The following is a 21735-nucleotide window of genomic DNA, read 5'->3' on the forward strand; positions in this document are numbered from 1 at the left end:
AATTAATTTATATTTTTGTTTATTTATAAGAATAAAGTTTTATCTTTTTGGGGTATTAACAGAGTAAAAAAGAATTTTATGCTTATTTTATCAATGTATTTGATTATTTATTCATGCTTGGATTGTGCGAAAAGACCGGCAGGAGTAAAAAGCCAGAATAATGTTTGGGAAGTCATCATTAAAACTATTAAATAATACTATTGTTTTACCAGGTCAACAATTTCTGTTATTCCTTCAACGAAGTGGCCGGTTTTTTACGGTATGATCCGGAATGGTCATATTTAACGGGAGTTTTTATGAAATGAAGCTGCTCAGGGGCCTGGCCCAATATTATGTTGATTTAATGATGAAATTGGGGTTAGTGCGCTTCTCATTACTGCTTGCATCTGCACTGGTCGTTCTTGCTATGTGTGTACAGATGGTAGTCACTTTTCTGCTTCAGGGAGGAGTGCAAAGTATTGATTTAGTTCGCTCAATCTTTTTTGGTTTGTTGATTACACCTTGGGCTGTCTATTTTCTTTCGGTTGTTGTTGAACAGCTTGAAGAGTCCCGTCAGCGATTATCTAAATTAGTTGAAAAGTTGGAAGTTATGCGTCAGCGTGATCGGGAACTTAATCAGCAATTAAAAGACAACATTATTAAGCTTAATCAGGAGATCTCGGAAAGAGAAAAAGCTGAGCAGGCGCATCTGATATTGTTGGATAAACTCAAAGAAGAGATGAAACACCGTGAGCAGACGCAGATTGAGTTGGAACAACAATCTGTATTGTTGAAATCTTTTCTCGATGCTTCTCCTGATTTGGTCTATTACCGTAATGAAAATAATGAATTTTCTGGTTGTAACCGGGCGATGGAATTGCTGACGGGTAAAAGCCAGAAACAACTTGTCGGGCTGACACCAAACGATGTTTATGACAAAGAGGTTGCTCGCAAGGTAATGAAAACCGATGAAAAAGTGTTCCGTCATAATGTTGCACTCACTTATGAGCAATGGCTAGTTTATCCCGATGGTCGAAAAGCCTGTTTTGAGCTTCGGAAAGTCCCTTTTTATGATCGGGTAGGAAAAAGACATGGGCTTATGGGATTTGGGCGCGATATAACGGAACGTAAGCGTTATCAGGACGCTTTGGAGAATGCAAGTAGGGATAAGACCACTTTTATCTCAACGATTAGCCATGAGCTTCGTACGCCTTTAAATGGCATTGTTGGTTTGAGCCGTATTCTGCTCGATACTGAGTTGACATCTGAGCAAAATGACTATCTGAAAACGATTCATGTCAGTGCCATCACGCTGGGTAATATTTTCAATGACATTATTGAAATGGATAAAATTGAACGGCGTAAAGTGCAAATTGATAATCAGCCAATTGATTTTACCGGTTTTATGTCCGATCTGGAAAACCTCTCTGGGCTGCTGGTGCAACCGAAAGATATTAAATTTGTCATGAACCCAGAACTGCCACTGCCTGCCAGAATCATGACAGATGGTACTCGCTTGCGCCAAATTCTGTGGAACTTGATTGGCAATGCGGTGAAATTTACGCAAAAAGGTGAGATTACTGTTCGAATCTGGTACGAAGAGGAAGAACGTTTGCTGTTTGAAGTCACAGATACGGGGATTGGTATCCCACATGATGAGCTGGAGAAGATTTTTGCGATGTATTATCAAGTGAGAGGCAGTCATGGTGGTTGTCCAGCAACGGGAACCGGTATTGGATTGGCGGTATCCAAACGTTTGGCTCAAAGTATGGGAGGGGATATTGTGGTGGAAAGTGAGCCGGGACAAGGTTCTCGATTTACACTGTCTATCATTGCACCGGCTATGGAGGAGAATCTTTTATGCAAAGAAGATACAGATGATTATCCACTTCCAGCGTTGCATATCTTATTGGTGGAAGATATTGAGCTGAATGTGATTGTTGCTCGCTCTGTATTGGAGAAATTGGGTAACAGCGTGGAAGTCGCTATGAATGGTAAAGATGCGCTAGACGTGTTTAAGCCAGGAGAGTTCGATTTGGTACTGCTTGATATTCAGCTACCCGATATGACCGGGTTAGATATCTCCCGGGAATTAAGTCAGCGATATGCCAAAAAGGATCTGCCACCGCTGATTGCACTGACAGCAAATGTCTTAAAAGACAAAAAAGAGTATCTGGATGCAGGTATGAATGGTGTGTTGAGTAAGCCGCTTTCTGTGAATGCGTTAACCGCCATTATTGAACAATATTGGGGGGAACAGTCTGTGCATCATATGCAGCCGGAAGAAGAGGAGTCAGGATTGATGAAAAAAGGTGAAGATTTACTTGATACAGAAATGCTTAACCAATACATCGAGCTCGTTGGGCCGCAATTGATTCGCAATAGTCTGAGTGTGTTTGAAAAGATGATGCCGGGTTACTTATCTGTTCTGGACTCAAACATGACAGCTAAAGACCAGAAAGGCATTACGGAGGAAGCGCATAAGATAAAAGGTGCTGCGGGATCGGTTGGATTGCGTCATTTACAGCAACTGGCCCAGCAGATTCAATCACCTGATTTACCTGCATGGTGGGATAATGTTCAGGAATGGGTTGATGAGTTAAAGCAAGAATGGAGAAACGATACGGAAATTTTGGGAGAATGGTTGACGGACGCTGAAAAAAAATAACCCCAACCGAGGTTGGGGTGCGCGAATACTGCGCCAACACCAGGGAAAACTGTTTACACGCCTATCTAATATTTGGTTGCGGCGAGTAAATGAGGAATTCTCCGTACATCATACAAGTACCAACATAGCAAAGATAAGATTTTTTGTTACAAGATTCATTAAAATCTGTGATGAAGATTGGTGTTTAACCCCCTAAAGGGTTAAGCAATAATCTACTACAAATGGAGTGAGGTATGAAATCAGTTGCGGTTGTCTTAAGTGGATGTGGTGTATTCGATGGTAGCGAAATTCATGAGTCAGTATTAACTCTGCTTTCTTTAGACCGTTTAGGTGTTAAAACGAGCTTTTTTGCGCCTGACGAACGACAACTTCATGTTATTAATCATATTAACGGTGGAGAAACTGGCGAAGAACGTAACGTCCTACAGGAATCTGCTCGTATTTCAAGGGGAAAAATTAAGCCTTTATCACAAGCAAATGCCGATGAATTTGATGCCCTGATAATTCCTGGGGGATTTGGTGTTGCAAAGAATTTATGTGACTTTGCCGTTAAGACAGTTGATTGCGAAATAAATAAGGAATTATTAAGTTTTGTGAGGGCTATGCATAAGCAACATAAACCAATGGGATTTATGTGTATTGCGCCTGTTATGTTGCCAAAATTACTTAATAAACCGGTGAAACTAACTGTCGGCAATGATCCTGAAACGGTTGCTCAAGTAGAGGCTATGGGAGGAGTCCATATCATTTGCAAGGTAAATGATGTTGTTGTTGATTTAGAAAATAAAATTGTGACGACACCAGCCTACATGCTTGCTGAATCTATTTCTCAGGCAGAAGAGGGAATTGATAAACTTGTCAGAAAAGTATTGGAAATGACTGAGTAACTGGATGCGAAATCCTTTTCAATTTTTATGGTACTGGCTTAAAAAAATCGTAATCTCAGTTATTATCTTATGGATAGTTTCTGTTGTTGCATTTTCATTTTTGCCAGTGCCGTTTTCTATGGTTATGGTTGAGCGCCAGATTAGCGCTTGGTTATCAGTTAATTTTTATTATGTATCTTGTTCTAGTTGGGTAGGGCAAGGACAAATATCGCCAAATATCGCATTGGCTGTTATTGCTGCGGAAGATCAAAAATTCCCACAGCATTGGGGATTTGACTTTGATGCTATCGAAAGTGTACTTGAGCGTAATAAGAATAATTCTGGAAGGCTCAGGGGGGCTTCAACGATTTCTCAGCAAACGGCCAAAAATTTATTTTTGTGGGACGGACGTAGCTGGGTAAGAAAAGGGTTGGAAGCCGGGATGACCTTTGCTATTGAACTGGGATGGTCAAAAAGTAGAATTCTGACTGTTTACCTTAACGTAGCAGAATTTGGCGATGGCATTTTTGGTGTTGAAGAGGCATCTAAACGCTATTTTCATAAATCAGCCAGTAAATTGACGGCATCAGAAGCCGCTTTACTTGCTGCTGTATTGCCTAATCCACACCGCTATAAAGTTAACTCACCTTCGGCTTATGTCTTACAGCGTCAGCAATGGATTTTGCGGCAAATGCGGTTGTTGGGTGGGGTGAGTTATCTTGAGAAAAATGGGTTAATGAAAAATGATTGAAGGAAGAATGAGAGGTTATTCAGTTTGACGTGGGATGATGAAAAGGGTAAAACGCCAGCGCCAAAAAATGACGCGGCCTGATACCTGAATGTTTGACAGATTTATCGTGTCATCACTTTCAATCAATATATTTAATTCAAATAAGTAAATGCGGTTGTTACCCGCTTAACACCGTTAGTTTCGCTGGCAATTTTCGCTGCGGCGTTACCCTCTTGTTTGGTCAGAATGCCCAGTAAAAAGACTTCGCCGTTTTCCGTAACGACTTTTATGTTAGAAGACTTAACCGAGTCACTAGCCAGGATTTTTGAGCGTACTTTAGTTGTAACCCAGGTATCCTTAGAAGCAGTACCTAATTCAACAGGTTTCCCCTGACGAATTTCATTGTAAACGGTGTGTGCTCCATCAACACGCGATGCTATCTGTTTAGCACGGTCTGAAAGGCTTGAGTCTGGGGTTTGACCTGTCAGTAAAACTTTTCCTTGATAGGCAGTGGTAATAATACGGGTTTGCTCTTTGAGCTGCTTATCTTTGTTAAGCGCATTACTGACACGGGCTTCGAGAGTACTATCGTCAACCTGTTGACCAATAGTGCGGGGATCGGTTGCGGTTTTAGTCGCTACGGCAGCAGAACTGACCACGACTGCCCCAATACATCCTTGTAACATTACAGCAGCACAAATCGTAGCTAATAGGGAGAAAAATCGCATTATTGGCTCCTTAGTCATCCTGATGGGGAAAGAGTGTATTATCGATTAAGTCACATAAGCAGTTAACTGTTAGCATATGAACTTCTTGAATTCTGGTACTGCGATGAGATGGAATACGAATCTCTACGTCTTGTGGACCGAGTAAGCCGGCAAGCTCACCACCATCATAGCCAGTAAGGGCGACAATTGTCATATCGCGGGTTACGGCGGCTTCAACGGCTTTGACAATATCACGGCTATTACCATGTGTAGAAATCGCTAATAACACATCGCCTGGCTGACCTAATGCCCGTACTTGTTTAGCATAAATTTCATCATGCTGTTTATTGCTTGAAATCGCAGTGATGACCACATTGTCTGCATTAAGTGACAATGCGGGCAGGCTTGGGCGCTCAGTTTCAAACCGGTTAATCATATTGGCAGCAAACCGTTGGGCAGTCGCTGCTGAGCCTCCATTACCACAGCAAAGGATTTTGTTACCATTCAGTAATGACTGAACCATCATCATTGCCGCTCGCGAGATAGCATCAGGTAATGCTTCTGCGGCTGCAATCTGAGTTTGAATACTTTCTGTAAAACAGACTTTAATTCTATCCAGCACGTTTATAACCTACTCAGTATCATTTTAACGAGTAAACTCATTTTGATTGAAGGCATTTTGCAACCATTCAAATTGTTGACCAGTAATAGCACAAATATCAAAGCGACAAGAAGAGGTTTCAAAACATTCACCTCGTTGAAACAGCCATACTGCGGCAGTGTGTAATAATTTTTTACGCTTGCTACGGGTGATTGTCACCAATGCATCTCCATATTGTCCTGATTTGCGAAAACGGACTTCAATAAAGACCCAAGTTTGCTTGTCTTTCATAATCAGGTCAATTTCACCACCGTGAACTTTCACATTTGCGGCGATAAAAGATAATCCTTGTTTTTGTAAAAACAACTTTGCCTGCGCTTCATAGTTGCGTCCCAGCAGATAACTTGTCAGCTTCTTCATTTTTATCCTGCTTTTTATTTCATTCTGAAATGAGTCATTTGAATTGAAAGGCCGCTTGGTAGCAAGCGGCAAGTAACTAAATAGCCGTGATTTGGCCTTGATGATATTGCATCCATGAGAGTTGTCGGAAAATGGTGCAGTTTTCTTGAACAGACAGCACCCCGGAAGCACCATTGAGTTGGAAATCACTTTGAAGCTGAACTTGACTGAATTGATTTGCTAATGACCAGGCATCAATACCCATAGCATAAAGGCGCATCAAAGAGTAATCATGTGTAAATTTACTGGCTGCTTGCTGCATCAGTGACAAGTTAGCACCGGCGATTAAGGGAATGTCACTGAATTGCATTCCCTCCATCTCCAGGCGGAAATCGGGACCAACGCCCGCCTGATTACTGCGGGAACTTGCGTAAAGGGCGGGCTTATCGCGGGAGCTGATTGCCATATCAATCATTGTCTTAATTAGCGTCAGTTCATCCAGGGTAGAAACAATATAAACGGCATCCACTGAGCCGCCAGTAGAAGTAGGAACGACATCGGTGTTTATCTGGGGGATTTCCAGATCACCAATAGCGATTGATGTAGGTTGATTGCTTGTGACATTGACGGCTGTTCCGGTCAAGCGAATACCGGTACCTCTATTAATTAATTGTTTCAGTTCGGCGGAAGAGCTAAAAGTTTGTTGCAGAACAGCATGTCCCCCTTGTTTTTGCCATTCCTGTGCAAAGGCTTTGGCAATGCGATCACCAAAAGTCCCTCTGGGGACCAAAATCAGAGGATTCTGTTTCTGTTGCTGCCAAATATGTTCCGCAGCATTTTTCGCTTCATCTTCTGGTGACAAAGAAAAATAGCAGATATTAGAGTGTGGTTGAGCATTGTCTAACTCGTTTAGTACTAGCATGTTTAATGCAGTATTTATCTGAACGAGTTTAACCACATCTGGCTTAAGTAACGGCCCGACAACTAAATTCACACCATCCTGCTTAGCCTGAATGAATAAGTTTTCCAATGGCTGGCTGGCTGTGTCATAGATTTTGACCTGTTGTGTGTTAACCGGTGCATTGGCTATGACAGGTGTTGTTTGAGTGGTTGGTATTGTTGAGTCTATGATCGCCCCTTCACTAGGGGACATATCGGTAGAAACCACGCTATCTGACGCGCTATCGTTGTCTGCTATAGATAAATTTTCCGGGTTTTCTGTTGGCAATGATGGACTGGGTAAACCGGCCTGAGCATCAAGAAAACCTTGGCGAATGGCTTCACCGAATACTTTTGCTTGACCACTTAATGGCAGGAACAGAGCAATACGGATATTCGTATTTTGCTGTTGGATGGCTGTCTGTTGTAATTGAACTGGGAGTGACTGTGCGGCAGGGTTTTGTGGATAACGAATTTTCCAGTCACGGATAGCTGCCTGTAGTTTGTCGGAGTCCTGTTTGTTATCCTGATAGGCACTGAGTAAGTCCAGCCAGCCTTGCAGAACATTTTCATCAGCGTTGATGACCAATCCACGGCGCTCTTGTGGTGAAAGACGGGTCAGCATTTGCCAGGTATCATCAATATTTTTTTGACGAGCCGCACTCTCTTTCACAAGTGGTTCCTGAGCGATATAAGCACGGATAACATCAAGAGAAGGTTCGCCATGGGCGGCATCAATGATGGATTGATAACGGGCGATTTCTGCACTGATTTTGTCCTGAGTTTGCAAAGGTTGTTGCCCCTGTTGATCAGGTACGGTACATCCTGCGATGATCATGACTGCCAGCATAGCTGAACAGACTAAACCAGTTTTGATACGCACAAAAATTGAGGAAAGCATACTGTATCCAGCGATGTTTTTTTCAAAGATGCTCAATTTTAAATCGGCCATTCGGATGAAACAATGAATCAACCTAATCGAGCAGTGGTTACGACATCCACGCTATATGTTGTACCAACCCCCATTGGAAACTTGGGTGATATCACTCAGCGTGCGCTTGAAGTTCTTGAGCATGTCGATCTGATTGCAGCCGAAGATACGCGACATACTGGCTTGTTGCTTCAACATTTTGCCATTAATGCACGCATGTTCGCACTTCATGATCATAATGAACAGCAGAAAGCAGATCAATTAATTACAAAACTCCAACAAGGGAAAAGTATTGCATTAGTCTCTGATGCAGGAACGCCCCTGATTAATGATCCTGGTTATCATGTGGTTCGCCGTTGCCGTGAAGCTGGTATTCATGTTGTCCCACTTCCAGGGCCTTGTGCGGCGATAACCGCCTTGTCTGCTGCTGGTCTGCCATCAGATCGTTTTTGTTACGAAGGATTTCTGCCCGCAAAGCGTAAAAGTCGGACAGATACTTTACGGGCTTTGCAACAGGAACCACGCTCATTAATTTTTTATGAATCCACTCATCGTCTGATCGAAAGTTTAGAAGATATGGTTGAGGTGTGGGGAACTGAACGTTACATCGTTTTGGCAAGGGAATTAACAAAAACTTGGGAATCCATTCAAGGGATGCCAGTGGGTGAACTTTTGGCATGGGTGAAGGAAGATGAAACCCGTCGTCGTGGTGAAATGGTATTGATCGTTGAAGGCTATAAAAAACCGGATGACGATGTTTTGCCTCCAGAGGCATTAAGAACGCTGGCGCTTCTTCAACAAGAGCTGCCATTGAAAAAAGCAGCGGCATTGGCAGCAGAGATTCATGGTGTGAAGAAAAATGCACTTTATCGCCATGGGTTGGGTCAGAATGAAGAATAATAGCAATTGCTGAATTAGGGCAGATAGTCGGTAAATGCCTATACATCGTTGGACAAACCTTTTATAATCCGCCGCGGAGTTGACTAGACAGTCGCTGCTTTATCATTAATCCTTTGGATGATAGATGGAGGAGAGGAAAGTCCGGGCTCCACAGGGCAGGGTGCCAGATAACGTCTGGGGGGTGAAAGCCCACGACCAGTGCAACAGAGAGCAAACCGCCGATGGCTTACTTAATGTAGGATCAGGTAAGGGTGAAAGGGTGCGGTAAGAGCGCACCGCGCGGCTGGTGACAGTTCGTGGCACGGTAAACTCCACCCGGAGCAAGGCCAAATAGGGGTTCATTAGGTACGGCCCGTATCGAACCCGGGTAGGCTGCTTGAGCCAGTGCGTAAGTGCTGGCCTAGATGAATGACTGTCCACGACAGAACCCGGCTTATCGGTCAACTTCACAAATTTAGCCCCGTTAGATTGAAATCTGACGGGGCTTTCACTTTTTTAAGCAGCCAGATCAATTAACAGCCCCTGGAATTCCGTATCTGCTTTTAAAACCAGACGACTTTCTTCATGAATAAAAGCGCCATCTCCGCATTTAATTAAATTGCTATCCTTAGAATTGCCTCTTATTTTTATATTTCCGTTTAGGGATTGCAGATAGGCATTTTTTCCCTTTAATTGCAGATGATGAGATTGATTTTTATTAAGGAAAATATGATTTACCCACACTTGCTGACGTAATTGCATACTGCCATCTTCCGCGGTTGGAGAAGCTAGCATAGCCAATGGCTGTTCCGGTAATTCCATTCGTTGCAATGGTAAGCTTTCCTGCTGAGGAAAGGCATTCAGCCAAAGCTGTAAGCGTGTTAGTGGCTTATTAATACTGGCATTATGTTCACTGTAGCTGATGCCTTGACGGGTAGAAAATAGTAAACATTCTCCTTTACCGGCTTTGATGTAGTTGCCTTCGCTGTCACGGTATTCTGCTTCACCTTGTAGAATAATATTCAATATATCCACATGTGGATAGGATCTAGGTTGGAAAGCGGCTTTGGGGGCGATGACTTCCTGATTGAGTACACGTAGCGCACCATAACCTAAAAACTTTGGATCAAAATAGTGACCAAATGAAAATGTATAACGAGCCTGTAGCCAACCATAGTCAGCTTTCCCACATTGTTTTGCTGTTCTATTTATAATCATGATGGTGGTTACCTTAAAAAAACACACACTAAGAATAGTAATTATCTGGACGGCGAAATGTTAGCCAGTTAATCTGGTCAGCATATTCAAATTTCCTGATTGAGAAAAATATGAGCAAAGAACGAGCGCTTACACTGGAATCTCTCCGGGTCATGGATGCGATTGATCGGCGGGGAAGTTTTGCTGCGGCCGCTGATGAGCTTGGTCGTGTTCCTTCTGCACTTAGCTATACGATGCAAAAATTAGAAGAGGAGTTGGATGTAGTGCTGTTTGACCGTTCGGGTCACAGAACTAAATTCACCAATGTTGGCCGTATGTTGCTTGAGCGTGGACGTCAATTGCTTGAAGCTGCTGATAAATTAACGGCTGATGCAGAAGCATTAGCGCGAGGTTGGGAAACTCACCTGACAATTGTTTGTGAAGCATTGGTTCCGGCTTCTTCATTATTCCCGTTAGTAGGTAAGCTTGCTCAAAAATCGAATACTCAGCTCTCTTTATTGACTGAGGTTTTGGCGGGTGCATGGGAGAGGTTGGAAACTGGTCGGGCGGATATTGTTATTGCACCAGATATGCATTTTCGTGCATCGGCAGAAATTAATTCACGTCAGCTTTACAGCATTACCAATGTCTATGTCGCTAGCCCTGATCATCCTATACATCAAGAGCCGGAGCCTCTGTCCGATGTCACGAGGGTGAAGTACCGTGGTATTGCTGTAGCAGATACAGCGAGGGAGCGCCCGGTATTGACGGTTCAATTGTTAGATAAGCAGCAGCGTTTGACGGTCAGTTCTCTGGAAGATAAACGCCGTGCTCTCTTAGCTGGGCTGGGCGTTGCTACCATGCCTTATCCTATGGTGGAACAAGATATTGCAGAGGGTCGTTTGCGGGTGATTAGTTCTGAATACAGCCATGACACAAATGTCATTATGGCATGGCGACGAGACAGCATGGGGGAAGCTAAGTCTTGGTGTTTGCGGGAAATCCCTAAATTATTTGTTAGTCGGTAAGTAGAAGCGATGTGAACAATCAAATTAGGAGTTAGGATGTAAAAAAACATGATTCGATGATTGTTTAACAAAATATGAAATTGTGGCACAACGAATGTGACATTCGTAAATGGCGCCAGCTAGTACAGCAGACTGTCTGGTTGGCTGTGCTGATCTTTTTGAGCAGAGCTGGCATCATTAGTAGGTGTAAATTTTTTCTGAACCAAAATTTTGGGGGATGGCAACAAATAGGACAGGCCATAGTGCATTTTTCTTTGGCAAGAAAGATGCTGCTATAGCAACTGCCTGACTTTCTGAAAAATTGTACTTATTAGCCGAATCCGTCTCCATTTATTATTTTTAGCCAAAATGATTTTTTGCCATATGATATTGTTTGAGAAGATCATCGGTATTATCGTATGTGACAGACCAGCTACTTAGGTTAATTGTTGTGTTATGTTTAACACTGTCTTTGTTCTTTTGTTTATAATCTTTTATTTGTAGTCTCCAACGTATTCCTAATACCCCAATTCCATCGCTTGTGTATTTTTTTTTATCGAAATTATCTATTAGTAAGAGGAATTTTATTCTCCACCCGGAATCATAGTCTTTGATATTGTCATCGTTAATTGAGCTTAGGAGATTTGTTAGCGCAGATTCCATATCTGTTTTGTCCAGAGGTTCTACTAGAGTCTCAGAAGATCCCCTGGCAATTTGGATAAAAGCATTTTTCACTGCCTCTACGTTATCATATTTATTGATTGATGCTGGAGGATCATCCTCATTTCCCGTAAATGTACTGCAATTTTCCCCTAGCCATTTAAAATGTTCCGGTACACCAATATAAATTAGTTTTGTTTTGTATCCGAGGGCATCATCCTCTGGTGACCAGTTAGCTTTGGATGTATGTACGAAATTGTCAGCAATATACTCCCCAATTGCAAATGACTGTGTACTTCCTGTAATTAGTTGTTTTCTTACATCCTCAATATATTCTGAGAGTAAACTTTCATCCGTAAGATCACATGTTAATCCAAGAGCAGTTAATTGTGCCTTTAAGTCACTTGTGGATAGTTGGTCTGGTGTGTCTTTTCTTAATCTCACATTTATTTTTTTACCATAGATAGTCATAAACTCTCCGTTATTATTTTATGGGAATTAAATGTTGATTTAACAATGCATTATAGGTACATTGATTAATTTGAGCTCTATTTTTCTAGCTTAGAATTTTATGGTCTATAAATTAATTCAATGCCTCTTAAATTGCCAAGTCTTACGCAAATGTTAACTTCTAATGCATTGAGATAAGCATTATGACTCATATCATAGAGCCCATAAACACCGTTACCCTCTGTAATACCGGGGGTTAGATATGTGTCATACCATTTCCCTTCTACTAATACATTCATGGCAGGTCCATTTCCATTTTGGTTGCTTGTAATATTTATACTGCTTATAGATGTATTAGCAATTAATTTACCGTCGCAAACATCCTTTAATTTTCCTGCTCCGGTAGCATAAAAAGGCATTAAACAAATAATGGTATAAGCAATTGAGCTATATTTCATTTGTCTTCCCTATTCGTTTATTGTATGAAGGATTCTGTGAATTATCTGGTACAGGTATTTTGTTGAAATTAAAACATAATTATTTAAATTTAAATACTAACTATTAGTCTGAGTGACTATCAATATTTTTAGTGGGTCTCCTATTGATTAAATGATTTTCTAATGTATATAGTTATGTGTCAAGTTGTTTTTTTTCAGTTTTTGTGTCAATTGATAATATTCTTGATTTATCTCTTTAAACACGTCTTTTTATTTTGTTTTATTTAATGGTTATAGGGTTTTTAAATTTCAAACTGCAATTTAAAAAACAACTGGTTTTTTTAAAAGCCGATTGTCTTAATATTATTTTGTGGAAAAGTGGTGGTAATATAATAAGTATAGCTATTATTGAAAAGGATTTTAATTTAATGTGATAATGTTAATTTTTTATTATTTTATTGTCTGGAATATAATGAGTGATAATTATGCGAAGAAAATATATTAATCGTGAAATTGAATAATAAAAATGTGTGAATTTTAATTTAAATCTCTATATAAATAATAATTCGATATTATAATAGCAATGATTTATTATGAAATAATTTAATTATTTCCTGCCGAGAAGGGAGATGGTTATTTATTTTGATAAAATAACTATTTTACCAGAGTCATTGTGATTCAATAGAAGTTTGTCCTATTGATTAAAGTGAGCCGAAAGATCTTCGAGATCTTTCAGCTTGCTATTTACCTTTAGACTGAATATTGGATATTTGGCTGATAAAATCCTTGAGCGAGAGTGGGATTTTGATCGTTTCGCCTTTTACCTGAAAACTATTATTTTTCAGATTCATAACAGTCACAGCAGGATATTACCAGTTTCTCTTCATCAGACGATCAATACTGAATTTACCTGGACCTGTGATAGACAGTAACAGATAACCTCCTCCGATAGTCAGGTTCTTAAGAAACATAGTCTGGTTCATCCCTTCAGCAAAATTGCTGTGGAAGAGCACGGCAGTCAGGACACAGAAACCAAAGGTAAATAACGCGGTGGTACGGGTTAACAAACCAAACAGAACTGCCAGGCCACCACCTAATTCAAGTAAGATTGTCAGTGGTAATAGAAAGCCAGGGACGCCCATAGCATTCATATATTGTTGAGTACCCGCGTAGGAATCACCTAATTTTCCATAACCTGCAACGATAAACAGAATCGGCATCAAAATGCGAGCCAGTAGCAGGGCACTATCTTCAAATTTTTTCATTAACAACTCCTAAAACGCAGAGAAATAATAATAGTTTTTTTGATGATTAACTTGTACTAACTCGAAATAGCACGATTTGCTAATCATTAACGGATGGAATGTATCCTAAAGGTAGGTGAGCTTAGTTGTAAGCAAGGATTATTAACAATTTTATACAAAGTTTTTGAATGTAGGTAACTAAAGTTATCATCAATGAGATATATTATGAAGAATTATTTCCATTTCAATATTCGAATGATGTAGCGCGACAAACGATAAAATTTCATAGGATGACGCAGGCTATATAAAGAGATAGCGTGGATTGCGGGTCGCAGATAGGGTTTTAATGACAAAAGCTTTTGCCAGCTTTTGTCATAAGGTTCAGTAAAGCTCTTCCAGAGCTGTGTATTGTTGGAAAGTTCAAGTCGCTGTAGCTGGATATTTCTGAGTAGTTGCTGTTTTTTTAGCTTTTTTTTCTGACGTTGTTTACTCATTACTGTGATCCTCCAACATTTCTCTATCTATCTTTAATTGCTCGCGTGTTGCACTAAGTAATGTTGAATTTCGCGCTTTCCTGATGGTCCATATAAGGCCAATAAGCGCCAGAACGAGTAGCGTGCCAGTAGTACTTGCTAATACGGTAAAACGCCAGCTGGGATCGATAGCCCAAAAAATCATAACAAGTAAACACATGAGGCCGAAAGCGGTGAGCAGTAATGTCAGGCTGGCTATGACTACCAGCTGTATCAAAGTGGCTTTTTCTTTTTCCAACTCTACAACGATGAGTTGTAAACGAGTTTCTATTATCTCGATAACAACAGAGGCAATACGTTGGAGAATGTCAAGGACCCCTTTACCGGGGCCTTGAGATTTGGATGAGTTGATCATATTAGCGTTTAGCTAACACTACACCTAATACGGCACCGACAACAGTACCAATACCGATGCTTACCCAAGGTTTATCGTGAACGTAGACATCAGCACGGCCCGCCATATCTTTTGTTTTCTTAACAACCATATCACTGGCATTGCTGAGTTTAGAACGAGTATCTTTGATGACTTCCTCTACTTTGCCGCGAAGTTCTTCCAGCTCGACTTTGGATTTATCACCAGAGCTTTTGATCACTTCTTCCAGTGTATCTGCGAGTGATTTTAGTTCAACGTGTAGATCTTCATTAGTTTTGATCTTTGACATGTAGATTACTCCTCAATGTAAGGTGTGTGTATTTGACTTAGTTAGTTGCTTTTCCTGATGCAGGAAAAGACTATCACTAAATATAGCTTATATTTTGGAAGGTGAATAAAAAACATTAGCGTTATTTCACTATTCTGCTGCAAACGATACTTTTATCTGCAGCAGGGAGGGATATTAGATTTTATTGGAATTAATTACTTTTTTTGAGGGGATTGGCAAGTTTTTTTACGCCATACAACGAGCAAACTGCCGCTAAAACCAATAATAAGTAAAGCAAGTGGCAGTAATATCAGGAAATTCATTACCAAGTCTTCATATTGACGGAAAATGGGGGTCTTACCAAATGCATAACCCAAAGAGGTAAGGATAATGACCCACAGGAAGCCACTGAGCCAGTTAAAAAACTGGAAACGACTGTTTTGTAGACCTGTCAGTCCTGCAAGTGTTGGTAAGAGGGTTCTGACAAATGCGAGGAAGCGGCCAAGAAGTAAAGCTGATAGGCCGTGGCGGTGAAAAAGATTGTAAGCTCTTTGGTGATAATAAGCTGGAAGGTGAGAGAGCCAGCCTTGTACTGTCTTGGTATTTCCTAACCATTTTCCTTGAAGATAACCAATCCAACAACCTAAGCTTGCTCCGGCAGTTAATACTACAATCGTTAGAGGGAAACTCATTGCACCTTTGGCAATCAATACGCCAACTAGTATAAGCAGGCTGTCTCCTGGTAAAAATGCAGCAGGAAGGAGGCCATTTTCAAGGAAGAGAATCAAGAATAGCATGATGTAAATGGCCCATAATAGGGATGGGTTGGCCAGAGTTTCATAATCCTGGTACCAAAGTGCATATATAAGTTCTTTTACTATTTCCATCAGGTGTTCCTAAAATGCCTTTGTTCGTTCATCCTGAAAGCATGAGGCTAAACCGATTAAATTACATCCTATTTTACGTTATTTGGTTGGTTTTTATGCCTTTTCACCGTTGAAAAAAGCAAATGACGCAGCCTGCGCCACTGTAACAAAATCAGGGGTGACTAAACAGAAAATTTTGGTGATCAATTGAACGTTCATTAAAATAGGATAAGAAATGGGTCTATGAGGTTGGATGAATTGCGTTTGTTCCCACTGTTTTTATTGTCATTTTTTTATTTTTTCAGTGGTAGATTGATTCTTGTCTGAATTTGATTTATTTTTCACCACAGCAAAGGGGAGTAACTTCCTTGCCGGTTTATCGTCATTACGGTGCAACAGCATCCGGTAGCCGGGCAACCCTGAACTTATACCTGATGGTGCATTTTCTGTGTTGTAAGTGAGACCTTGCCAGAAGGCGAGGGTTGCTTGCAATACATCCATCTCCACGATGTGGGGAAGAAATATAGCAGCGGCTGGCGTCTTCTGAGACTTCAGCCGTTTTTGTTTGTGAGAGTAAAGAAAATGAACTCTGTGGGTAGCCCTCTTTTATGGGGAAGTTTTGCTGTCTTAATTACGATTATGTTGTTGCTGGATCTATCCTTACAGGGGCGTAAGAAAGAGCAGGCAATGTCATTTCGTCAAGCTGCTGTCTGGAGTGTGATCTGGATAAGTTTATCGCTCTTATTTGCATTAGGATTATGGTGGTATTGCAGAGAAACCGCAGGGGAAGCGGTTGCCAATAGTCAGACAATGGCTTTCCTTACCGGGTATTTACTTGAGAAAGCACTTGCTGTTGATAATGTGTTTGTTTGGCTGATGTTATTTAGCTATTTTGCTATTCCGGCAAATTTGCAACGTCGGGTGCTCATTTACGGTGTCTTAGGCGCAATTGTGTTGCGTACCGTGATGATCTTTGCAGGGAGCTGGTTGGTTTCTCAATTCAGTTGGATACTCTATCTGTTTGGCCTCTTTTTGCTGGTTACCGGCGTTAAGATGGCGTTGGCGAAAGAGGATGATCCCCCGATAGGCGATAAACCTTTTGTTCGTTGGCTAAAAGCGCATATTCGCATCACTGATAATCTTCACGGAGAACGTTTCTTTGTGAAAGAAAAGGAGTTGTTATATGCGACTCCACTAATCCTGGTTCTGATTTTAGTTGAAATTAGTGACGTTATTTTTGCGGTAGACAGTATTCCTGCTATTTTTGCTGTGACTACAGATCCTTTTATTGTTTTGACCTCTAATCTTTTCGCTATCTTAGGATTACGTGCGATGTATTTTCTGCTGGCAGGGGTGGCAGAGAAATTTACAATGCTGAAATATGGTTTATCAGTCATTCTGGTATTTATCGGTATTAAAATGCTAATAATGGATTTTTATCATATTCCTATGGGGATTTCTCTGGGAACTGTAGCAAGTATTTTGACAATAACAATGATTATTAATGTTTGGGTAAATAAATACAAAACTAAAGAGATACAGTAATTAGATAACTATTTTTTAACAGATAACCATATCTTTCTTGAATGGGGAGATATGGTTTCTTATTGTCTTAAATTGCTGTGAAATGGTTAAACATAAAAACAAATAATTGTGTTTTGTAAATGTGTAAATTGCCGTTTTGATCACACAAATGTGAATGTATTGTTAATAAGTGCTGGCGAGGTTGTATATTTTAACTATCGTAGCTTTTCACTACTCTTGGTTTCCCTATACTGAGGAAACAAACACAAAAAATATAGGCTTAACAGAACTGTTAATAAAATGGATCAGCTATGGAAAAACAAAAACGTGGCTTCGTGCATTACCTTGTACAAGGGAGCCTGGTTAAACAAATTTTGGTAGGTTTAATTGCAGGGATACTGTTAGCGTGGTTGACGCCTTCGGTTGCCAAATCAGTCAGTTTACTTGGGACGTTGTTTGTTGGCGCCTTGAAAGCAGTAGCCCCGGTATTGGTATGGATTCTGGTTATGTCTTCTATTGCTAACCATAAAAAAGGCCAAAAAACCAATATTCGTCCAATCCTTATCCTCTATATCTTGGGTACATTTTTTGCTGCTCTGGTTGCCGTAGTCGGTAGCTTTATGTTCCCGTTACAACTGGTGCTAGCTGTCAATGATGCTCAGATGTCTCCGCCTGAAAACATTATGGAGGTGATTAAAGGGTTACTGGTTAATGTTGTCGCTAATCCAGTAAACGCGTTACTGAACGGTAACTATATCGGTATCCTTGCCTGGGCTATTGGTTTGGGTATCGCCCTGCGCCATGCGACGGATTCAACTAAGTCTCTAATTCATGACATGTCTGAGGCGGTTACTCAGGTTGTTCGGGTGGTCATTCGTCTTGCACCGATTGGTATTTTTGGTCTGGTGTCTGCAACCATTGCAGAAACAGGATTTGGTGCCTTACTGGGATATGTCCAACTGCTGGTTGTATTACTGGGTTGTATGTTGGTTATGGCACTCATTGTAAATCCATTGATTGTTTACTGGAAAATTCGTCGTAATCCTTACCCGCTGGTATTTGCTTGCCTGCGTGAAAGCGGTGTAACTGCATTTTTCACTCGCAGTTCGGCTGCAAATATTCCAGTGAATATGGCGATGTGCCGCCGTATGAATCTGCATGAAGATACTTATTCAGTTTCTATTCCATTAGGCGCAACTATCAATATGGAAGGCGCTGCGGTGACTATTACGGTATTGACTCTGGCTGCGGTCAATACGCTAGGTATATCGGTTGATTTGCCTACAGCATTTCTACTGAGTGTGGTTGCTGCAATTTGTGCCTGTGGTGCTTCGGGTGTGGCCGGGGGATCGTTATTGTTGATCCCCTTAGCGTGTAGCATGTTTGGGATTTCCAATGAGATGGCTATGCAGGTTGTGGCAGTCGGTTTGATTATTGGTGTATTACAGGATTCCGCGGAAACCAGCCTGAACTCTTCTACCGATGTATTGTTCACTGCCGCTGTTTGTCAGGCTGAGGATGACCGTCTGGCGTCGGATCAGCTAACTCAACGTAATTAATTGATTAAAGTATTCCGGTTTAAAAAAAAGATTAGGTAAGAAAGAGTAAAATATCCGCGCCAGGAAGGCGCGGTTTGAGAATTTACTCTGTTTTTACGGCCTGTCTATGACCGTCATTATTTATCATCAAATTTTAAGGCCCAACCGAGTACCTTGATCGATAGCCCGTCGGGCATCCAATTCCGTTGCAACATCTGCCCCACCAATAAGATGCACTGTTTTTCCCGCTTGCTGTAACGGCTGATATAATTCTCTCAGTGGCTCTTGTCCGGCACAAATAACGATATTATCTACGGCAAGACAGCGCTGTTCCCCATTGCTGCTAATATGTAATCCTTGATCATCTATTTTCAAATATTGCATATTGTTGAGCATTTTCACACCACGCAGGTGTAGATTGGTTCTGTGTACCCAACCTGTTGTTTTACCTAATCCTTCACCAACTTTTGTCGGTTTACGTTGTAATAAATAAATTGTCCGGGGAGAAGATTCTGGCTTGGGGCCTTGAGGGGATAAACCACCACGATGTGTCAAATTATGGTCGATACCCCATTCTTCACTGAAAGCGGCGCTATCAAGGCTAGTACTTTTTCCTGGTTGACTCAGATATTCTGCGGTATCAAAACCGATGCCACCTGCGCCAATGATAGCGACACGTTGACCGACATTTTTCTTATCTCTTAATACATCTAAGTAGCTCAATACCTTTTCGTGATGGATACCATCGATCGTGAGTTGGCGAGGTACAATGCCGCTGGCGATAATCACTTCATCGAAATCAGAGAGTGTTTCTGTTGTGGCAGTCTGGTTCAACCGTACATCAACATGATGGATTGCTAACTGACGCTGAAAATAACGCAGTGTTTCATGAAATTCTTCTTTACCGGGGATCTGTTTAGCAATATTAAATTGTCCGCCAATCTGTCCGTCACGTTCAAACAGAGTGACATGATGACCACGACTGGCAGCGGTCACTGCGAATGACAATCCGGCAGGTCCGGCACCGACAACCGCCAGTTTTTTCGGTGTGATAGCCGGTTCGGCGGCCATTTCTGTTTCGTGGCAGGCGCGGGGATTAACTAAACAAGAGGCTATTTCACCGACAAAAATCTGATCCAGACATGCCTGATTACAGCCAATACAAGTGTTAATCTCATCGGCTCGTCCTTGCTGGGCTTTCATAACAAATTCAGCATCAGCCAGAAAAGGTCGTGCCATAGAAACCATATCGGCACAACCCTGTGCTAGCACTTGCTCTGCAATGTTGGGATCATTAATTCTGTTTGTTGTGATCAGTGGAATAGAAACTTTCCCCATCAGCTTTTGCGTTACCCAACTGAATCCGGCGCGGGGAACCATAGTAGCAATCGTTGGGATTCGAGCTTCATGCCAGCCGATACCGGTATTGATGATAGATGCTCCCGCTTGCTCAATAGCAACTGCGAGTTGCTCGATTTCCTGCCAATTAGAACCATCTTCGACTAAATCCAACATCGAAAGCCGGTAGATTAGAATAAATTCTCTCCCTGTTGCTTGACGGACTGCTTTAACAACTTCCACAGCAAAACGCATTCGATTTTCGAAACTTCCGCCCCATTTATCCTGGCGGCGATTGGTACGGGTAGTCAGAAACTGGTTAATCAGATAACCCTCAGAACCCATGATTTCTACGCCATCATAACCTGCTAGCTGTGCCAGTTGAGCACAATGAGCGAAGTCAGCAATGGTTTGCTGAATGTCTTCTTCTGTCATTTCACGAGGCATGAATGGATTAATTGGTGCTTGAATAGCGGTAGGGGCGACAAGGTGTGGTTGATAGCTATAACGGCCGGTATGTAGGATTTGCATTGCAATTTTTCCACCAGCCTGATGAACTGCGTCTGTAATAACTTTATGGTGGATAAGATCTTTTTCATCTACTAGGAATGCAGTGCCTTTCCCTATAACACCTTGTTTATTTGGCGAAATGCCGCCTGTGACAATCAATGCCACGCCTCCGGCTGCCCGTTCAGCGTAAAAGCGGGCAAGCCTCTGGGCGCGATCAGGATGTTCCTCTAGCCCAGTGTGCATTGATCCCATCAAAATGCGGTTTTTTAGTGTGGTAAACCCCAGGTCTAGAGGGGCGAACAGGTGAGGATAATGGCTCATTGCAATCTCCATCGGGTGTTTGTCAATCATAACCAGATTATTATTGTGTTTTAAACCACGGAACAAAACGCAAAGTGGTCGGATGAGTAATGGTTCAAATTTAGATGGAATAAGGTTAATTGGAAAAAAAATGTTAAATGAATGTGATGAAGGTCATGAAATCAGGTTCTATCATAGAGTTAGTGAAAATAATCTGAATGCAAAAGTTGTTGATGTACTCTTTGTTGATTGGTTCTAGAAAGGTTAAATAGATCACACTATGGGCCATAATCGATTTCAGTCGTTCACTTTCCCAGATAGTCCGTAGCATGGTTTTGTATTCTTACATAGAGAGAAAATAGGCTAATTCAGTCAGGCGATTTATTTACCCAGTTTTACTGCCTATCTCAATAGGGCTATTTTATTTGCCATTTTGAACCTGGGCAGTGCTCAAAATCCTCACGTACTACGTGTACGCTCCGGTTTTTCCGCGCTGTCCGTGTTCAAACTGCCTGCAACAATTACGCCTATTGAGATAGGCTCTTAGTATTTTTTTCTGAATGATGTGAGAGTCATCTGAGATGTTAAAAGTGCGGGTTTTGCTTTAATAGGGAATTGATTTTCCATATATTAACTTAAGGGAACCTCTAAAAACTTTTCACAGCCACAAAATTGAGTAAAATGTAGGCACAGTACATCTCTGCAAGGTAGCGCTGTCATGATACCGCCTCGTTCTGCTTTAAAAAAAGACAAGCTGGCATCCGAATATCACCGTCGAAAAATCGATGAAT

The 21735-nt window shown here is 41.3% G+C and carries 21 protein-coding genes and 1 other RNA gene; 8 read left to right on the forward strand and 14 right to left on the reverse strand.

Annotation, left to right across the window (positions count from 1 at the left end):
- Positions 1–301: 301 nt before the first annotated feature.
- The 3 genes from arcB to mtgA all read left to right on the forward strand — a co-directional run bounded on the left by arcB (position 302) and on the right by mtgA (position 4264).
- Positions 302–2647 (forward strand): aerobic respiration two-component sensor histidine kinase ArcB, encoded by a 2346-nt coding sequence (arcB, locus tag AAC155_RS20615; protein WP_113043952.1) that lies wholly within the window; start codon positions 302–304, stop codon positions 2645–2647.
- 233 nt (positions 2648–2880) lie between these two features.
- Positions 2881–3534 (forward strand): isoprenoid biosynthesis glyoxalase ElbB, encoded by a 654-nt coding sequence (gene elbB, locus AAC155_RS20620; protein ID WP_113043953.1) that lies wholly within the window; start codon positions 2881–2883, stop codon positions 3532–3534.
- 4 nt (positions 3535–3538) lie between these two features.
- Positions 3539–4264, forward strand: coding sequence for a monofunctional biosynthetic peptidoglycan transglycosylase (gene mtgA / locus AAC155_RS20625; RefSeq protein ID WP_113043954.1), 726 nt, complete (start codon positions 3539–3541; stop codon positions 4262–4264).
- Positions 4265–4395: 131 nt separating this feature from the next.
- On the opposite strand, the gene dolP is transcribed toward mtgA, so the two are convergent.
- The 4 genes from dolP to AAC155_RS20645 all read right to left on the reverse strand — a co-directional run bounded on the left by dolP (position 4396) and on the right by AAC155_RS20645 (position 7790).
- Positions 4396–4971 carry a division/outer membrane stress-associated lipid-binding lipoprotein gene (gene dolP / locus AAC155_RS20630; protein WP_113043955.1) on the reverse strand — a complete coding sequence of 192 codons (576 nt, stop codon included), beginning with the start codon at positions 4969–4971 and terminating at the stop codon, positions 4396–4398.
- Positions 4972–4981: 10 nt separating this feature from the next.
- Entirely contained in the window at positions 4982–5572 is a 591-nt protein-coding gene (gene diaA, locus AAC155_RS20635; RefSeq protein ID WP_112878876.1) for a DnaA initiator-associating protein DiaA, read from the reverse strand.
- 24 nt (positions 5573–5596) lie between these two features.
- Entirely contained in the window at positions 5597–5977 is a 381-nt protein-coding gene (locus AAC155_RS20640; protein ID WP_113043967.1) for a YraN family protein, read from the reverse strand.
- Positions 5978–6047: 70 nt separating this feature from the next.
- A complete protein-coding gene (locus AAC155_RS20645) occupies positions 6048–7790 on the reverse strand; it encodes a penicillin-binding protein activator (RefSeq protein ID WP_113043968.1) in 1743 nt (580 codons plus the stop codon).
- A 63-nt stretch (positions 7791–7853) separates the two neighbouring features.
- Between AAC155_RS20645 and rsmI the strand changes: the two genes are divergently transcribed.
- Both rsmI and rnpB read left to right on the forward strand, forming a co-directional pair.
- Positions 7854–8720, forward strand: coding sequence for a 16S rRNA (cytidine(1402)-2'-O)-methyltransferase (rsmI, locus tag AAC155_RS20650; protein WP_113043956.1), 867 nt, complete (start codon positions 7854–7856; stop codon positions 8718–8720).
- Between the two features lie 75 nt (positions 8721–8795).
- Positions 8796–9172: RNase P RNA component class A (gene rnpB / locus AAC155_RS20655), an RNA gene on the forward strand.
- 43 nt (positions 9173–9215) lie between these two features.
- Here the strand turns inward: rnpB and AAC155_RS20660 are convergent.
- Entirely contained in the window at positions 9216–9917 is a 702-nt protein-coding gene (locus tag AAC155_RS20660) for a pirin family protein (protein ID WP_113043957.1), read from the reverse strand.
- Between the two features lie 110 nt (positions 9918–10027).
- On the opposite strand from AAC155_RS20660, the gene AAC155_RS20665 reads away from it, so the two are divergent.
- Entirely contained in the window at positions 10028–10924 is an 897-nt protein-coding gene (locus tag AAC155_RS20665; protein WP_112895519.1) for a LysR family transcriptional regulator, read from the forward strand.
- 339 nt (positions 10925–11263) lie between these two features.
- Here AAC155_RS20665 and AAC155_RS20670 read toward each other — a convergent pair whose 3' ends face one another.
- The 8 genes from AAC155_RS20670 to AAC155_RS20705 form a co-directional block, all read right to left on the reverse strand.
- Positions 11264–12034 (reverse strand): hypothetical protein, encoded by a 771-nt coding sequence (locus AAC155_RS20670; RefSeq protein WP_113043958.1) that lies wholly within the window; start codon positions 12032–12034, stop codon positions 11264–11266.
- 98 nt (positions 12035–12132) lie between these two features.
- Complete coding sequence (locus tag AAC155_RS20675; RefSeq protein ID WP_113043959.1) at positions 12133–12471, reverse strand: hypothetical protein; 339 nt, start codon at positions 12469–12471, stop codon at positions 12133–12135.
- An 848-nt stretch (positions 12472–13319) separates the two neighbouring features.
- The gene (locus AAC155_RS20680) at positions 13320–13715 is read right to left on the reverse strand and encodes a DoxX family protein (RefSeq protein WP_113043960.1); all 396 of its coding nucleotides are present in this window, start codon (positions 13713–13715) and stop codon (positions 13320–13322) included.
- 212 nt (positions 13716–13927) lie between these two features.
- Positions 13928–14188, reverse strand: coding sequence for a YqjK-like family protein (locus AAC155_RS20685; protein WP_113043961.1), 261 nt, complete (start codon positions 14186–14188; stop codon positions 13928–13930).
- Positions 14181–14582 (reverse strand): phage holin family protein, encoded by a 402-nt coding sequence (locus tag AAC155_RS20690; protein WP_011148127.1) that lies wholly within the window; start codon positions 14580–14582, stop codon positions 14181–14183. Before AAC155_RS20690 ends, AAC155_RS20685 begins: the two co-directional genes overlap by 8 nt.
- A gap of 1 nt (position 14583) precedes the next feature.
- On the reverse strand, positions 14584–14889 hold the full coding sequence (locus AAC155_RS20695; RefSeq protein ID WP_011148126.1) for a DUF883 family protein: 306 nt from the start codon (positions 14887–14889) through the stop codon (positions 14584–14586).
- Between the two features lie 194 nt (positions 14890–15083).
- Positions 15084–15755 carry a DedA family protein gene (locus AAC155_RS20700; RefSeq protein ID WP_011148125.1) on the reverse strand — a complete coding sequence of 224 codons (672 nt, stop codon included), beginning with the start codon at positions 15753–15755 and terminating at the stop codon, positions 15084–15086.
- Positions 15756–16019: 264 nt separating this feature from the next.
- Positions 16020–16226 (reverse strand): hypothetical protein, encoded by a 207-nt coding sequence (locus AAC155_RS20705; RefSeq protein WP_146748133.1) that lies wholly within the window; start codon positions 16224–16226, stop codon positions 16020–16022.
- A 90-nt stretch (positions 16227–16316) separates the two neighbouring features.
- Between AAC155_RS20705 and AAC155_RS20710 the strand changes: the two genes are divergently transcribed.
- Both AAC155_RS20710 and sstT read left to right on the forward strand, forming a co-directional pair.
- Positions 16317–17279 carry a TerC family protein gene (locus AAC155_RS20710; RefSeq protein ID WP_113043963.1) on the forward strand — a complete coding sequence of 321 codons (963 nt, stop codon included), beginning with the start codon at positions 16317–16319 and terminating at the stop codon, positions 17277–17279.
- A gap of 290 nt (positions 17280–17569) precedes the next feature.
- Entirely contained in the window at positions 17570–18817 is a 1248-nt protein-coding gene (sstT, locus tag AAC155_RS20715; RefSeq protein ID WP_113043964.1) for a serine/threonine transporter SstT, read from the forward strand.
- A gap of 126 nt (positions 18818–18943) precedes the next feature.
- Here sstT and AAC155_RS20720 read toward each other — a convergent pair whose 3' ends face one another.
- Complete coding sequence (locus tag AAC155_RS20720) at positions 18944–20965, reverse strand: oxidoreductase (RefSeq protein WP_113043965.1); 2022 nt, start codon at positions 20963–20965, stop codon at positions 18944–18946.
- Between the last annotated feature and the right edge of the window lie 770 nt (positions 20966–21735).

The sequence above is a fragment of the Photorhabdus sp. HUG-39 genome (genome assembly GCF_963878365.1).
GTDB classification, from domain to species: Bacteria; Pseudomonadota; Gammaproteobacteria; order Enterobacterales; family Enterobacteriaceae; genus Photorhabdus; species Photorhabdus kayaii.

Coding starts and splice junctions, on each gene's coding strand:
- elbB (WP_113043953.1), top strand. CDS start 2,881: ATGAAATCAGTTGCGGTTGTCTTAAGTGGATGTGGTGTATTCGATGGT.
- AAC155_RS20690 (WP_011148127.1), bottom strand. CDS start 14,582: ATGATCAACTCATCCAAATCTCAAGGCCCCGGTAAAGGGGTCCTTGAC.
- rsmI (WP_113043956.1), top strand. CDS start 7,854: ATGAATCAACCTAATCGAGCAGTGGTTACGACATCCACGCTATATGTT.
- arcB (WP_113043952.1), top strand. CDS start 302: ATGAAGCTGCTCAGGGGCCTGGCCCAATATTATGTTGATTTAATGATG.
- AAC155_RS20665 (WP_112895519.1), top strand. CDS start 10,028: ATGAGCAAAGAACGAGCGCTTACACTGGAATCTCTCCGGGTCATGGAT.
- dolP (WP_113043955.1), bottom strand. CDS start 4,971: ATGCGATTTTTCTCCCTATTAGCTACGATTTGTGCTGCTGTAATGTTA.
- AAC155_RS20680 (WP_113043960.1), bottom strand. CDS start 13,715: ATGAAAAAATTTGAAGATAGTGCCCTGCTACTGGCTCGCATTTTGATG.
- sstT (WP_113043964.1), top strand. CDS start 17,570: ATGGAAAAACAAAAACGTGGCTTCGTGCATTACCTTGTACAAGGGAGC.
- AAC155_RS20720 (WP_113043965.1), bottom strand. CDS start 20,965: ATGAGCCATTATCCTCACCTGTTCGCCCCTCTAGACCTGGGGTTTACC.
- AAC155_RS20670 (WP_113043958.1), bottom strand. CDS start 12,034: ATGACTATCTATGGTAAAAAAATAAATGTGAGATTAAGAAAAGACACA.
- AAC155_RS20645 (WP_113043968.1), bottom strand. CDS start 7,790: ATGCTTTCCTCAATTTTTGTGCGTATCAAAACTGGTTTAGTCTGTTCA.
- AAC155_RS20695 (WP_011148126.1), bottom strand. CDS start 14,889: ATGTCAAAGATCAAAACTAATGAAGATCTACACGTTGAACTAAAATCA.
- AAC155_RS20710 (WP_113043963.1), top strand. CDS start 16,317: ATGAACTCTGTGGGTAGCCCTCTTTTATGGGGAAGTTTTGCTGTCTTA.
- AAC155_RS20700 (WP_011148125.1), bottom strand. CDS start 15,755: ATGGAAATAGTAAAAGAACTTATATATGCACTTTGGTACCAGGATTAT.
- mtgA (WP_113043954.1), top strand. CDS start 3,539: ATGCGAAATCCTTTTCAATTTTTATGGTACTGGCTTAAAAAAATCGTA.
- AAC155_RS20660 (WP_113043957.1), bottom strand. CDS start 9,917: ATGATTATAAATAGAACAGCAAAACAATGTGGGAAAGCTGACTATGGT.
- AAC155_RS20675 (WP_113043959.1), bottom strand. CDS start 12,471: ATGAAATATAGCTCAATTGCTTATACCATTATTTGTTTAATGCCTTTT.
- AAC155_RS20685 (WP_113043961.1), bottom strand. CDS start 14,188: ATGAGTAAACAACGTCAGAAAAAAAAGCTAAAAAAACAGCAACTACTC.